14 protein-coding genes are annotated in these 13,045 nt (G+C 45.1%); 6 read left to right on the top strand and 8 right to left on the bottom strand.

The annotated features are described in order from the left end of the window. Window positions 1–4: 4 nt before the first annotated feature. The 3 genes from HVMH_RS05400 to HVMH_RS05390 all read right to left on the bottom strand — a co-directional run bounded on the left by HVMH_RS05400 (window position 5) and on the right by HVMH_RS05390 (window position 3,948). The gene (locus HVMH_RS05400) at window positions 5–2,686 is read right to left on the bottom strand and encodes a cation-translocating P-type ATPase (RefSeq protein ID WP_029908694.1); all 2,682 of its coding nucleotides are present in this window, start codon (window positions 2,684–2,686) and stop codon (window positions 5–7) included. Window positions 2,687–2,703: 17 nt separating this feature from the next. After that, window positions 2,704–3,465: a universal stress protein gene (locus HVMH_RS05395; RefSeq protein ID WP_029908692.1), complete on the bottom strand. Its 762-nt coding sequence runs from the start codon at window positions 3,463–3,465 to the stop codon at window positions 2,704–2,706. A gap of 150 nt (window positions 3,466–3,615) precedes the next feature. Next, a complete protein-coding gene (locus tag HVMH_RS05390) occupies window positions 3,616–3,948 on the bottom strand; it encodes a hypothetical protein (protein ID WP_029908690.1) in 333 nt (110 codons plus the stop codon). Between the two features lie 231 nt (window positions 3,949–4,179). On the opposite strand from HVMH_RS05390, the gene HVMH_RS05385 reads away from it, so the two are divergent. From HVMH_RS05385 to HVMH_RS05375, 3 genes are all read left to right on the top strand, one after another. Beyond that, window positions 4,180–4,416, top strand: a complete 237-nt coding sequence (locus HVMH_RS05385; RefSeq protein ID WP_029908688.1) for a hypothetical protein — start codon at window positions 4,180–4,182, stop codon at window positions 4,414–4,416. Between the two features lie 93 nt (window positions 4,417–4,509). Then, window positions 4,510–5,466 (top strand): ribosome biogenesis GTPase YlqF, encoded by a 957-nt coding sequence (gene ylqF / locus HVMH_RS05380; protein ID WP_029908686.1) that lies wholly within the window; start codon window positions 4,510–4,512, stop codon window positions 5,464–5,466. A 14-nt stretch (window positions 5,467–5,480) separates the two neighbouring features. Next, the gene (locus HVMH_RS05375; protein WP_029908684.1) at window positions 5,481–6,326 is read left to right on the top strand and encodes a 23S rRNA (adenine(2030)-N(6))-methyltransferase RlmJ; all 846 of its coding nucleotides are present in this window, start codon (window positions 5,481–5,483) and stop codon (window positions 6,324–6,326) included. Between the two features lie 25 nt (window positions 6,327–6,351). Here HVMH_RS05375 and HVMH_RS05370 read toward each other — a convergent pair whose 3' ends face one another. The 5 genes from HVMH_RS05370 to HVMH_RS05350 all read right to left on the bottom strand — a co-directional run bounded on the left by HVMH_RS05370 (window position 6,352) and on the right by HVMH_RS05350 (window position 10,318). Beyond that, window positions 6,352–7,212 (bottom strand): hypothetical protein, encoded by an 861-nt coding sequence (locus tag HVMH_RS05370; RefSeq protein WP_029908683.1) that lies wholly within the window; start codon window positions 7,210–7,212, stop codon window positions 6,352–6,354. 11 nt (window positions 7,213–7,223) lie between these two features. Continuing rightward, window positions 7,224–7,502: a hypothetical protein gene (locus HVMH_RS05365; RefSeq protein WP_029908680.1), complete on the bottom strand. Its 279-nt coding sequence runs from the start codon at window positions 7,500–7,502 to the stop codon at window positions 7,224–7,226. Window positions 7,503–7,519: 17 nt separating this feature from the next. Then, window positions 7,520–8,095, bottom strand: a complete 576-nt coding sequence (locus HVMH_RS05360) for a TlpA disulfide reductase family protein (RefSeq protein WP_051622950.1) — start codon at window positions 8,093–8,095, stop codon at window positions 7,520–7,522. 109 nt (window positions 8,096–8,204) lie between these two features. Then, window positions 8,205–8,996: an HdaA/DnaA family protein gene (locus HVMH_RS05355; RefSeq protein WP_051622949.1), complete on the bottom strand. Its 792-nt coding sequence runs from the start codon at window positions 8,994–8,996 to the stop codon at window positions 8,205–8,207. A 62-nt stretch (window positions 8,997–9,058) separates the two neighbouring features. Beyond that, window positions 9,059–10,318 (bottom strand): DUF2066 domain-containing protein, encoded by a 1,260-nt coding sequence (locus HVMH_RS05350; RefSeq protein WP_232087830.1) that lies wholly within the window; start codon window positions 10,316–10,318, stop codon window positions 9,059–9,061. A 198-nt stretch (window positions 10,319–10,516) separates the two neighbouring features. On the opposite strand from HVMH_RS05350, the gene purM reads away from it, so the two are divergent. The 3 genes from purM to HVMH_RS05335 all read left to right on the top strand — a co-directional run bounded on the left by purM (window position 10,517) and on the right by HVMH_RS05335 (window position 13,043). Then, window positions 10,517–11,560: a phosphoribosylformylglycinamidine cyclo-ligase gene (gene purM / locus HVMH_RS05345; RefSeq protein WP_029908670.1), complete on the top strand. Its 1,044-nt coding sequence runs from the start codon at window positions 10,517–10,519 to the stop codon at window positions 11,558–11,560. A 65-nt stretch (window positions 11,561–11,625) separates the two neighbouring features. Beyond that, on the top strand, window positions 11,626–12,294 hold the full coding sequence (gene purN, locus HVMH_RS05340) for a phosphoribosylglycinamide formyltransferase (RefSeq protein WP_029908668.1): 669 nt from the start codon (window positions 11,626–11,628) through the stop codon (window positions 12,292–12,294). A gap of 8 nt (window positions 12,295–12,302) precedes the next feature. Continuing rightward, complete coding sequence (locus HVMH_RS05335) at window positions 12,303–13,043, top strand: DUF3108 domain-containing protein (RefSeq protein WP_029908666.1); 741 nt, start codon at window positions 12,303–12,305, stop codon at window positions 13,041–13,043. The last annotated feature ends 2 nt before the right edge of the window (window positions 13,044–13,045 follow it).

Raw genomic sequence — 13,045 nt, 5'->3', positions numbered from 1 at the left:
TATGCTAGACATGCTGGAAACGTTGTTGCCACTTGGCTTTTTGGCGCGCCTTGTACCACTCATGATTCAGCAACAGTAGTATTGGGAAAGGAATCAACAACCACAGGTCTTCCAGAGGAACCGTGGCGGTATTGAACACGGTTTGCACTGCCGGTACGTAAAGTATCAACAGAATGAACACCCCTTCCATCATCACCCCGAACCAAATCATCTTATTGGTACGTGTCAGATTCCACATGGAGTCTTCCCAAGAACGCAGCGTGAAGACGTTTGCCATCTGACAGGTAATCGCTCCCAGCAAAGTCATTGTCATGGCTTGGCGGTGAAATTCGTTATCGATATTCAAATCACCATAAGTCCAACCGTTAAGAAACAAAAAGCCTAGGAACGCAAACATCGCCGCCGCGCCTTCAAACATCCCCGACATGAAATAGCCGCGCTTGAAAACCTCCCAATCCAGAATCTTCTCGTTGCGCCCAATGGGTGGACGTTGCATGATGTGTTTCTCCGGTTTTTCCGCCCCCAAGCCTAAACCGGGCAACTGGTCAGTTCCCAAATCAATCAATAGAATTTGGATCACCGATAACGGCATGGGAATCTTCAGGAAAAACTGCAACACATAGGGCACAATTTCCGGCACATTGGAGCTGAGAATATAGGTAGTGAGCTTTTTGATATTGAAATAAACCGTGCGCCCTTCTTCCACGGCCGAAACGATAGATTTGAAATTATCGTCCAATAGAATCATGTCGCCAGCTTCTTTGGCGACATCCGTGCCCGAGCCCATAGCAATGCCTATGTCCGCCTGTTTCAATGCAGGAGAATCGTTAACGCCATCTCCCGTCATGGCGACCACTTCACCATTTGCCTGCAACAATTCGGCAATTCGTAACTTTTGAGCAGATGCCATACGAGCGAACAACATATGTTTATGCTGTAGCTTCTGCTGCAAGATTCTATTGGAAAGATGCTCCAATTCAGGCCCGGTAATCACCTCATCGACATTCAAGCCAATTTGATGTGCTATCGCGCTGGCGGTAACCGGGTTGTCACCGGTAATCATCATAATGCGGATTCTGGCGGAGTAACATTGTGCAATCGCTTCTTTCACCCCCGCACGCGGCGGGTCGATAATGCCCACCAAACCAAGGAAAATCAGGTCTTCTTCTCCATCGCCGGGCTTCATAGCGATAGCCAATACTCGGTAAGACTGCTCAGCCAGCAAGCGATTTTTCGCCTCAATGCGCTCAATGGTTTCTTTGGTTAACGGAATCACAGCACCATCTTGCTCATACTTGCATAGCGGCAGAACACTCTCCATCGCCCCTTTCACAAAAAGCTGCTGTTCGCCATTAACACCCACCAATGTCGACATCATTTTGCGCTCTGAAGAAAAGGCATACTCCTTGAGCTTTTCCATTTCGGGCACTGCCCCCATCTTATTGGCAGCAACGACCAATGCCAACTCGGTCGGATCTCCGATTGCACTACGCTGCCCGACATTGACGGTAGCGTGCGTATTGAGTGCCGCAGCAGTGAGCAACTGCTGTAGATGCTGCTCACTGTCTTCGGAAACCTTGGTCTCGAAAGTCATCTCACCAGGTTGGAAGTAGCCGTTTCCAGACACGGAAACTTCACTGCCGTCTGCAAGATAAACAGTTTTCACCGTCATTTCGTTTTGCGTAAGTGTTCCGGTTTTGTCGGTACAGATAACCGTTGCCGAACCAAGCGTCTCAACCGAGTTGAGGTTTTTAATCAGTGCGTGGCGTTTCGCCATCCTTTGAGAAGCTAAAGACAACGATAAGGTAATGGTTGGCAACAGCCCTTCCGGAACGTTGGCAACAATCAAAGACAAAGCGAAAATCGCAGAAATCAGCAGCCCTCGGTCTGAGAACCATCCCAGGAGGAAAAACACCAAACCGGCAGCCAACGCCAATAAGGTCAGTATGGTGGTCATGTGTTTGATTTCTTTTTCAATCGGCGTTTCGGTGATAGCGACTTCTGCCGTCATACGCGCGATCTTCCCAAACTCGGTGGCATCCCCCGTGGCTGTCACCACTGCCAGACCATTACCATTACTCACCGAAGAACCGGCAAACACCATGTTTTTCGCATCCAGTTCACGCTTGGCGTCCCCCGCCGTAATTAAACGCTCCGAGGGAGTTGACTCACCATTCAACACCGAAAGGTTCAAATAGAGGTCATTGGATTCCAATAAAATACCGTCTGCGGCAACTTTCTCCCCTTCTTCCAAACGCAGGATATCACCGGGCACCACTTCAATGGCATCTATTACTTTCCAATCGCCGTCTCTTAACACATTGGCTTCGGACTTGATAAGTTTCAGTAAAGCTTCCATTGCCTTATCGGCTTTGAACTTTTGCCAAAAGGTAAAGGTGGCATTCAGGAATACTGCGGTGAAAATGGCATAGGCAAGAATATTATTACCTTCTCCCGGCTGAAAATGGTCTGCGACCAATGCCAATATGCCGGCGATTTCCAACAGAATCGGGAAAAACGAGACATACTCTTTCAAATACTCAATGCGATAGTCTTTTTTCTTTTTTTGACTGATTTGATTGAGACCAAAAGACTCGAGTCGTTTAGAAACTTCGTGCTTGGTAAGACCGGATTCGGAGGCTTGTAAGGTTCGTAGGATTTGAGCCTTGGGTTGTTGAAAAAGCATTCAGACGCCTCCTCAGCTTATATTTGCCAAGGATAAAACAGAATGCTGTTGATACTGGAGTCATCCGTCACTTGGTTCAACAGTTTTTGTGAATAATCCGACGCAGTATAAGCCGCCAGATCGTAATCGTTTTCCACCAGATAGTTATTGATACGTTCCGGACTAATTGGCTGCAGAACCTGCACGACATCCACTTCTTGGTTCAACATATTGGCGATTTGCATAAAGGGTTGCGATTCGTATTTCAAGCCGGACTTGGTTGAGGCATTTTGTGCCGAATGACTGTTTTGCAGATACAACTTGCCTTTGGCTTCATTCCCCATCACCAAACCTAACCATAGCAAATAAGCGTGCGGGTTGATGCGCTCGCCGGATACCAATAAAACACGTTGATAAGCACGAACCTGAGGTACGTTCTTCACCTTCACGACGGCGATATCGGTTTCCAAGCCGGCTCTGACGATTTTGTCACTGAATGAATGGGAGTTAGACAGCTTACGGGTAGCACAAAATAAGGTGTCGATAGAATAGAGCTTGGCATAATGCTGAAGCTGACTGATAACATCGCCCTCCAACATCACTGCTTCGGTTTTGACACCATTAGCTTCGGCGATTTCTTCCAGTGTAGCAATGGAGGATTCAAGCTTTTCCAACGACTCTTTGCCGTTGTCTATAAACAAGAAGCTCAAAGGCAGTTTGATTGCCTTGGCATAGGCGATTGCATAGAAACTCGCCGCTTCGGACAATAGAGAACCGTTTACCAAAGACACAACGCGCATAGCCGCCTCCTCTGCAATCTTTCCTCCATCTTAAAGGATAAGATTCCAACAACACAATATTGCAAGGAAGTTTTTCTATGACTTTTTGATGAAAATCTGCCAGGTTGGGGTAAAGAGCAGCCGGTTAGCTACTCTTTGTTAATGAAAGGATTATTCAACTAGATAAGACATTAAGTGAATATAAAGCTTTTCCAGTACTCGGATGTTGTATTCCGTCACCTCAACATCACAATCGGGGTGCGTCAATGCCTGTTTGTTCATGTGCCAGAAACGCTTACAAGTATGAATAGTCGTACACAACTCATAAGGTGTTGGATTTCCGACTTCCGCCCAATCGCCAGGCATCATGTCTACTTCTTTAAGCTTGAATGACACCACATTGCTCAGTGTCTTCTCATTTTGCGCAGAGGTCTTCCGACTTGGTGCAGAAGCTTTTTTATAAGCAGGCTTATAACTAGTGTCAGGTTCTCTTGCGTATGGCATAACTATCTCCTTGATTTGACGAGTGAAATCGACAATAGAGATTCAATTCAGGCTTCCCCGAAAAACCAACCGAATCTGTTACTAAAGTATCACAGCATTTAGTGTTCCAATATTTGGATTATCTATCGAATCGATAATCAACTATCTATCTGATATGCAAGACAGACTTGGCTTTTTGAGGTTTCTCACTTACACTTTTGTCTCATCAAACCTTATCTCAAAGGACGTTATATGGATATTTGGACAAAAGCATTTCTCTACGGTGGCGCAGCAATCGGCGCAGTGATGCTCATGGTGGTTATTATGATGCTCGGTCATGCCGAAAACGGCGTATTGACCGTTCAGAGCCTTGACCAGATGGCAGGCCCATTGCAGTCTTTCTATGCGTTCTTCAAATGGTTTGTCTATGCCTGGTTGATTTCTGCCGTGGTCGTCTTTGTACGTTTTATTCGCGGGCTATTCCGTTAAACTCAGCCCTCCCTCCTTGCTGCGCGAACAACCTTAAAGGCTGGTATAATTCGCGCTCAGACTCTCGTTAAGCAAACTATTCAGGACAACAATATGCAAATCCAATGGTATCCAGGTCACATGCACAAAGCGCAAAAGGAAGTGCGTGAAATCCTACCGCAAGTGGATTTGATTATCGAAGTGCTTGATGCGCGCATTCCCTACAGTAGTGAAAACCCGATGATTGCCGAGTTGCGGGGTGACAAACCTACCATCAAGATTTTCAACAAGTCTGATTTGGCGGATGATGAAAGGACCGAAGCTTGGCAAGCGTATTTTGAGCAACACAAAAACATCAAAACCCTAGCGCTGAACGCTCAACAGGCAGATCGTAAAACGCAGATTTTCGACTTGATCAATCGCATGTTCCCACGAGAGAAAGATTCCATCAAAGTGATTCACGCTTTGATTTTAGGGATTCCGAATGTCGGTAAATCAACCTTGATCAACACGCTTGCCAGTCGCCCGATTGCCAAAACAGGTAATGAGCCTGCTGTCACAAAAATGCTGCAACGCATCAAGCTTGAAGACAACATCACTTTATTCGACACCCCAGGGATGTTGTGGGCAAATATAGAAAACCCACACTCTGGCTATCGCCTGGCGATTACCGGCGGTATCAAGGAAACCGCTTTCGAGTTACCGGACGTTGCCAGTTATGCTGCGGAATACCTGCTGAAAATGTACCCGGACAGGTTGTTGGTGCGCTATCAACTCAAAGAACTACCTTCTTTGGATAACCCTTATGCCGATGTTGAGCTCCTTGAAGAGATCGGACGCATGCGTGGCTGTTTGGTGGGCGGCGGCAGAGTCGATATGGATAAGGTTTCACGCATTTTGATTACTGAAATCCGTGATGGCTATTTAGGTAAAGTGACTTTCGAATTACCAGACATGATGGAAGCCGAACTTCAGGAGGTGGAAGTTCGCCGTGCCGAAAAAGAAGCTAAGAAACTGGCACGAGAAGAAGCCAAAAAACAAAAAAAGAACAAACGTAACCGAAATCGCTAATCAGGAAAGCTTTCATGCTCAGTTATCTACACTCTTTTCATGCCGGTAATTTCGCCGATGTGCTTAAGCATATGGTGTGCGTTCATACCCTGCGTTACATGACGCAAAAAGACAAACCTGTTTTTTATCTGGACACCCATTCCGGCGCCGGCGCTTTTACTTTGAGTGATAACGAAGCGCAAAAAAACCGTGAGTATGAAAACGGCATCGGCAAACTCTGGGCACTAGATCGTGCAAACTTACCGGAAAGTATCATTCAGTATCTGGAAACCGTTGAGGACTTCAATACGGGTTCTGAACTCAGTCATTACCCTGGTTCACCTTGGTTTGCACAGCACCTTTTGCGGGATTATGACCGTCTTTCCTTGTTTGAACTGCATCCTCGTGAATATCAAACACTGAGCAAAAACTTCAAGCAGGATCGACGCATCCACATAGCCAATTCAAATGGCTTTCAAGCTTGTATCAGCCAGCTTCCGCCAAAAGAAAAACGTGGTTTTATCTTGATGGATCCGCCTTATGAAGTGAAAGATGACTATAAACAAACCGTTGAGTCTCTCATCAAAGCACATAAAAAATTTGCGACGGGAACCTATGCGCTTTGGTATCCAGTGGTGGAACGCCAACGTATCACTCAGATGGAAAAAGCATTTGTGAAAAGCGGTATTCGCAATATCCAATCTTTTGAGTTGGGACTGACCTCAGACAATGGTTCTCGTGGGATGACTTCAAGCGGCATGTTGTTAATTAATCCGCCATGGACATTGTATGCAGCCATGGAAGAAGCACTACCTTTCCTGGCAAAAGCTCTCGGTGGTTCTGATGGCGTCTATCGCATCCAACAACTGGTTGCTGAGTAAGACAGTCTAGAAGAATGATTTTAGATTAATGCTGGTCTTTTGATGAGCTATTGGCTTTTGACGACAGCATGTATTCATCTGCCAACTTGATCGCCTCTTCCGCACTCAAACCTTGATGCATAAAGTCATAGGCAATTTGCTGAGCTTCGGTCAAGAAACGGGTTTCAAAATCTGAAATAAGGGTTTTCCACGCCAAGCGATGCTGTTCAATATTTGGCGTATGCGCAAGCAGCTTGGCTAAAGTCGCAAAAGCAATCGTGCTTTCGTTCATCGTACCCAAGTGGCCTTTAAAAGCATCGAACTCTTTTTGAAGATCCGCCAACTTCAGTTCAGCCTTGGCACCGGTACGCATAATCGACTCGACATCGACAATAAAGCGCTCAATCTCATGCTGGTTTCGTTCGGACTGCGACACGGCAAGATTCAACGCTAAACTGGCTTCCTGAAAATCAGCTTCATCCTTTGACAGCTCGGAACCATCTTCAACAAAGTTGAACTCTGACAGTTTGGATGTCTGCATGGAGACAACCGCCGTTTGCGCATCAGTCATGACTAAACGGTGGTGTGCCAGTAATTGGTTGCTGGTCACTTTAGAAATATGGCAACCGCAAATGAACTTGCCATCGTCCATATCAGAAGACTGCAAGTGAATGACCTGCACCCCTTCCAAGCAATAGACTTCGTCCGTCTCAGTATTTTTGACTCTGAGACTGACTTCTTGGCTAGGTAAAAACAAATCCTTTGAATCGACGACAAATCCAAGCCCGGTTAAATTGACGTCAAAACCTTCAAATGGATCAGAAAAATCAACATCCTCGTGATCCGTTACCAAAAATGGTCGGAAGAAACGATGAGATTGTCTTTGCTCTAAATCCATTTGAATCATGGCGCTTACTCTTACTTGATACTTTTTTGAATGGCTTTATCGTAACCGAGTGCTTCACAATCTGCTTGAGGGATCCACCCAAGGCAACTTCTCACTCGAAGCGACTGATAATTACGCCATATTGGCATAACCGTCAAAATTCCCCAACAAATTTCATACCAATGCCAACCAATAGCAGACGGTTGTCTCGCCCACCATAGGTTGTTCACACCAAAATGCTTGGTTTTGAAAATCAAGTGAATTGCCAGTCGCCAGTATTTCAATCCAAAAGTCAGTTGTGCTTTATTCATATCAATGGCTCTTTAAATTATTTGGCTTTGTCTTTCGAGTTCATTTCGTTGAATTTAGCCATAAAGTCTTCCAACATCTTTTGGTCTACCATCCCGGTTCTTGCGGCAACCACTTCACCTTTAGGGGTCACCATATAGGTTGTCGGCAAACCTTTCAACGGACCAAATACCGTACTTCTACCATTCGCTCCACCCTTCTCACGAACGATAGGATAGGAAACCATTTGCTGGCGAGCGAAGTCTTGAACATGCTTAACATCACCCGTTTCATAGTTCACACCCAGCACTACCGCGTCTTTATCTTTGTGCTTCTCATAGAACATCTCCAACTCAGGGATTTCCATGCGACAAGGAGGACACCACGTTGCCCAGTAATTCACAATTATCCACTTACCTTTATAATCAGATAACTTAACTTCTTTTCCATCCAATGTCACAAATGCCGGATCATCCGATGAATCTGCTGCCAAAGCGTTGGTTTGCGACAATGCCATTACACCAAAAGATAACAATAGGGCTGATAAAGTTTTTTTCCAATATTTGGATGAAGCGTTAGAAAAGCTAGATAAGCCGACCGAATCCAGACCGTGCATTATGTTTCCTTCGTATGTTTATTTATCGTTTTCTATTAGCATATTTTACCCTAAATTCAACGTTCTAACCGCTGAATAAAGTCTGACTAATTCGTACTGAGCATAGCGCTCAGTCGAATTTAGGCATTAAGATTTGTTTTGCAAAAGGTAAGGTCACTCGGCGTTTTTGGACGATAGAGGCTTCAGCTAACAACCCCAGTACGGCGAGTAATTCCTGCAAGTTTTTGGAGTATTGTTTGATGAGATAATTACAAACTTCTACTGACAGGTGAAAGCCCAACATTTCCGCATGCTTCTGTAAGGCGTCAACAAGAGCTTTGTCAGTTGTGATTGACTCAAGCGGAATGGGTAAGACATTCACCATTGCTGATGCCAGTTCCTTGGTGATGATTGTCCATTCGTGTATTGGTTGATTAGATGCAAAAAACACGGCATGTCCCATGTTTTTAGACTTCATCAACAGATTGGCCAGCGCCAACTCCCAGTCTTCTTGCCCTATCACCAAATCAATATCATCAACACAAACCAGATCAACCTGTTCCATACCATCCAGCACCATCGGAACAAAAGGTAAGGTAACATCTCCCAAAGGCAGATAAACGCTAGCACCAAAAGACCGCACACTATTTTGTTTCGCAGCATCGGCCTGATTTTCTATTTGAAAACGACAAGCCGCCTGCAACAAATGTGTTTTTCCAACCCCCATAGGCCCAATAAAACAACAGGCCTTGGTTCCCAGCACAGAGCTTTCAGACGGTCCATGAGTGTTTTTATCCATACCACCCAGAGCTGACTGCAAGGCGCTCAACGTGTTTTGCAACCCTCCGCTTTCGCAAACATAAGTCGAGAAACGCGCTTCATCCTTAAGCTCAATTTTCAGCGGTAGTTGTGCATACATCATGGCGTTGTCACAGTGAAGATAGTTGGTATGGACATTGGTTTAAACTCGTCAAACATTCGACATTAAGGTGCGATGGATTCGCTTTTTGGCATGGTTTCTATAACAGCCCCTTCGGTTTGGACATCATTACCTTTTTCAAGCTGAGGACTTTGTGAAGCGGAATTACCGGAAGTCTGCCCAGGTGTCGCTAAAGGCGTGCTACTCGTTCCAGCGGGAGTGACTGTATCTGGCGCTACGCCTGTGTCGGATGAATTAACAGGTTGGCTAGGTTGGGCTTCTTCAGACCATTTTGCCTGAACGACACCGATAACCGTATCGTTATCAGTTACCAAAACATGTGGAATCTGCTGAATTTTGGTTAACAGGTTACTGTAAATACCTTGGTAAATAATTTCGAAGTTCGCCTGATTGTTTTGCAAGGTGTTCAATCTCACGGAATGGACGACCGGTTTTAGGTTGTTCAATGCGGCCTCTACCGACTCCAAATCCTCCACCTGCTTCACATTATCCAGCGTCAAGGTAAGTGATCCCAGAATATCGGCTTGAGCACGATAGCCTTGCGAATAGTAATCCAAGAGCCTTGCAAAAATGTCTTTCAAATTATCCATGGCAAGCGTATTGTCGGCTTGACCATCTAGAACTTTTTGACCCTGCTTGTCAAACAGCTCCCAATGAAAAGTTTTGTCACCAGTTTCCGACACTTCTTCCTGGTAGGTCATCAGGTAGTCCGCTTTAGCTTGAGACTCCAAAAATACAACCTGTTCAGGCGAAGCGTTTTGCAACGGGTAAATCCACAGAGAAGAAACCACTGCATCAGAAGGCTCCAAAACAGGTACTCCCATACGTTCCGCGGGCTTTCTGTAATCCAAAGCAGGATTATCTTCCAAAGCGTCAGAATTCAGATTGACTGTGTCGTTACCCAATTTCTGAGACCCGAACACCAAGGTGTTGGGACGATTGCTATAAGGCCACAGCACAAGATTGTGCTTCTGAAAATATTGGTAAATATGCTTTCTATCGAAGCTAAATTCTATTTGCGTTCCAACCGCAACCCCTTCTTGAACAATAGGTTGATAGCTATAGCGGCTCAACCAATCTTTAGGGTTTTGTAACAACTCTTGGAACTCGTCGTCGTCATTGATATCGAGACGCCCAGTCAAACGCATCAACTCCACACGTGAAGCTTCCGCCAAGGCTTTATCAAACTGGTCTTGCTTCGATAAATTGGCATCGGAATCCGATATTGGAATTTTGACATCGAAAAGCTCATCTCCGGCGTGCGCAGCACTCCCTACAAAAAAGGCAGACATGACGAATAACATCGCCACGACTTTTTGAACTCTTCTACAATTATTTTGCCAGACGCCAAGCATCAAAGTTTCCTGCTTATTACTTAAATTTTAGTTACAATATGTTATCCGATTTTTTGACACTTAATAATATTTAATAAACGCTTTTTGGGATGAGTTTTAAACTTAAGCTTGCCCCGAAAATCAACGCGATTAACAAGAAACATACGTATGACAACAGAAACCCAATCGATCAGTTATAAAGATGCCGGCGTAGACATCGACGCAGGTAATGCCCTAGTAGAAGCCATCAAACCTATTGCAAAAGCGACTCGTCGCCCTGAAGTATCAGCCTCTTTAGGTGGTTTTGGTGCTTTGTTCGAGCTTCCGATGGATAAATACAAACATCCACTTTTGGTTTCAGGAACTGACGGTGTTGGTACCAAGCTTCGTTTGGCGATTGAAAGTGGTAAACACGACCAAGTGGGTATCGATTTGGTGGCCATGTGTGTGAACGACCTGATTGTGCAAGGTGCGGAACCGCTATTCTTCTTGGATTACTATGCGACAGGGAAACTTGATATTGCCGTTGCAAAAGACGTTATTTCCGGCATCGGCGAAGGTTGTTTGCAGTCTGGTTGTGCGTTGATTGGTGGTGAAACTGCTGAAATGCCGGGCATGTACCCAGATGGCGATTATGATTTGGCCGGCTTCTGTGTTGGTATCGTGGAAAAAGCGGATTTGATTGACGGTACCAAAGTAAAAGAAGGCGACATTATGTTAGGCCTTGCCTCTTCTGGCCCTCACTCAAACGGTTATTCATTAATCCGCAAAATCATTGAAGTCAGTAAAGTTGACCTTCAATCGGATTGTGATGGTCAACCATTGATTGATGCATTGATGGCACCAACCCGTATTTATGTTAAGTCTGTATTGGAGTTAATGAAAAGCGTCGACATTCATGCCATTTCACACATCACAGGTGGTGGCTTACTTGAGAACCTACCTCGCGTTATGCCTGAGAATACTCTGGCGAAAATCGACACTTCAAGTTGGAAACGTCCTGCGGTATTTGACTGGATCCAACAGGCTGGGAATGTTGAATTCCACGAAATGCACCGTACGCTAAACTGTGGTATCGGTCTCGTGATTGTGGTTGACGCTACGGATAAAGATAAAGCCATAGCGGCACTCAGCCAAATGGGTGAAACAGTGGTTGAAATTGGTAAGATCGAAACATCAAGCCAAACTGAACCACACGTTGAATTGCTTTAATCCATCCGTTTAACCCAACTTGATATAACGCTAACGCATCGGTCTCTGGCCGATGCTAAACGGATATGACACAAACATCTCAAAGAACTCCTATCGCTGTTTTAATTTCAGGCAATGGCAGTAACCTGCAAGCCCTGATTGATGCACAGCCTCACTCTCACTACGACATCCAACTCGTCATTTCCAATCGTCCCAATGTCAAAGGTCTTGATCGAGCTAAATCTGCCGGCATTGAAACCTTAGTGTTAGACCATAAAGCCTATGACTCTCGTGAAGCCTTTGATCTGGCTATGATTGACGCACTGGATGCCAAGCAAGTGCAAGTGGTTATTTTGGCTGGATTCATGCGCATACTAACGTCAGCATTCACCCATCACTTTTTGGGACGTATGCTGAACATCCACCCTTCATTGCTGCCTAAATACCCTGGGCTTGATACCCATCAGCGAGCATTAGAGGCTGGGGATAGCGAACACGGTTTAAGTATTCATTTTGTCACTGCTGAACTAGATGGCGGCCCTGTTATCCTTCAAGCAAAAGTCACGATAGAGCAAAACGATAGCGTAGAAACCCTACGTCAAAAAATTCACACGCTTGAACACCAAACTTATCCTTTGGTTGCAGACTGGCTGGCATCTGGTACATTGACACTAGAAGACAATAAAGTGCGTTTTAAAGGCGAATTACTGACAGCACCGCTTGATTTCGCTGAAATCACGCAAAGAGAACGCTAGGCGGCACCATGTTTTTATTCAATAAACCCCATCACCTAACCCTCACTTTTTTAGCTTGCTTAGCCCTATTCTCTGCGCCATCTCGTGCGGAAACACTTTACCCTTTCAAAGCGACGTTCAATGTGCGCGTGTTTGGGTTTAACGTAGGCGAAGCCAAGCAGTCCCTAAGCTGCCAACAACAAAACTGCCTACTAACAAGTGAAGCCTCACCACCAAAATGGGCGCAGCGCTTTATCAACGAATCCGCTATCGAAAAAATCAAACTGATTCAGAACGACAAAGAGTTCAAATGGCTTGAGTACAAAAAGTATCTGACCCGCCATTATGATGACCACACCGTGCACAAAACCTACACCCTCATTCGCGACGATGCGAAACATCGTGTGCATTATGTGGAAGAAAACAAAAACTGGCCATTGCACAAACTGGTGTATGACACCATTTCCATTGCTTATGCAATCCAGTACCGTGTGCTCAATCATTTGCCACTCAATAACCTGTACTTCCAAGACAACAAGATACAACAAAAAATCCTGTTTTCGGTAACCAACCAGCCAGACGAAATTGATCTGGATTTTAAGGATGAGCTACAAACGAAGCGCTTTGAGTTCCATAATGATAAAATGAGCGTTAAATTATGGCTTGTACCGGAAATAAGAGATTTTCCCGGACAAATTGAAATTGAAAACAAAGCGGAAAAGAGAACAATTACGCTTGAATTAAACAGAGTCCCCGACTTTTCCAACTGATA

The organism is Hydrogenovibrio marinus (assembly GCF_013340845.1).
Lineage (GTDB): Bacteria > Pseudomonadota > Gammaproteobacteria > Thiomicrospirales > Thiomicrospiraceae > Hydrogenovibrio > Hydrogenovibrio marinus.
This window is presented reverse-complemented; position numbering and strand designations above follow the sequence as displayed.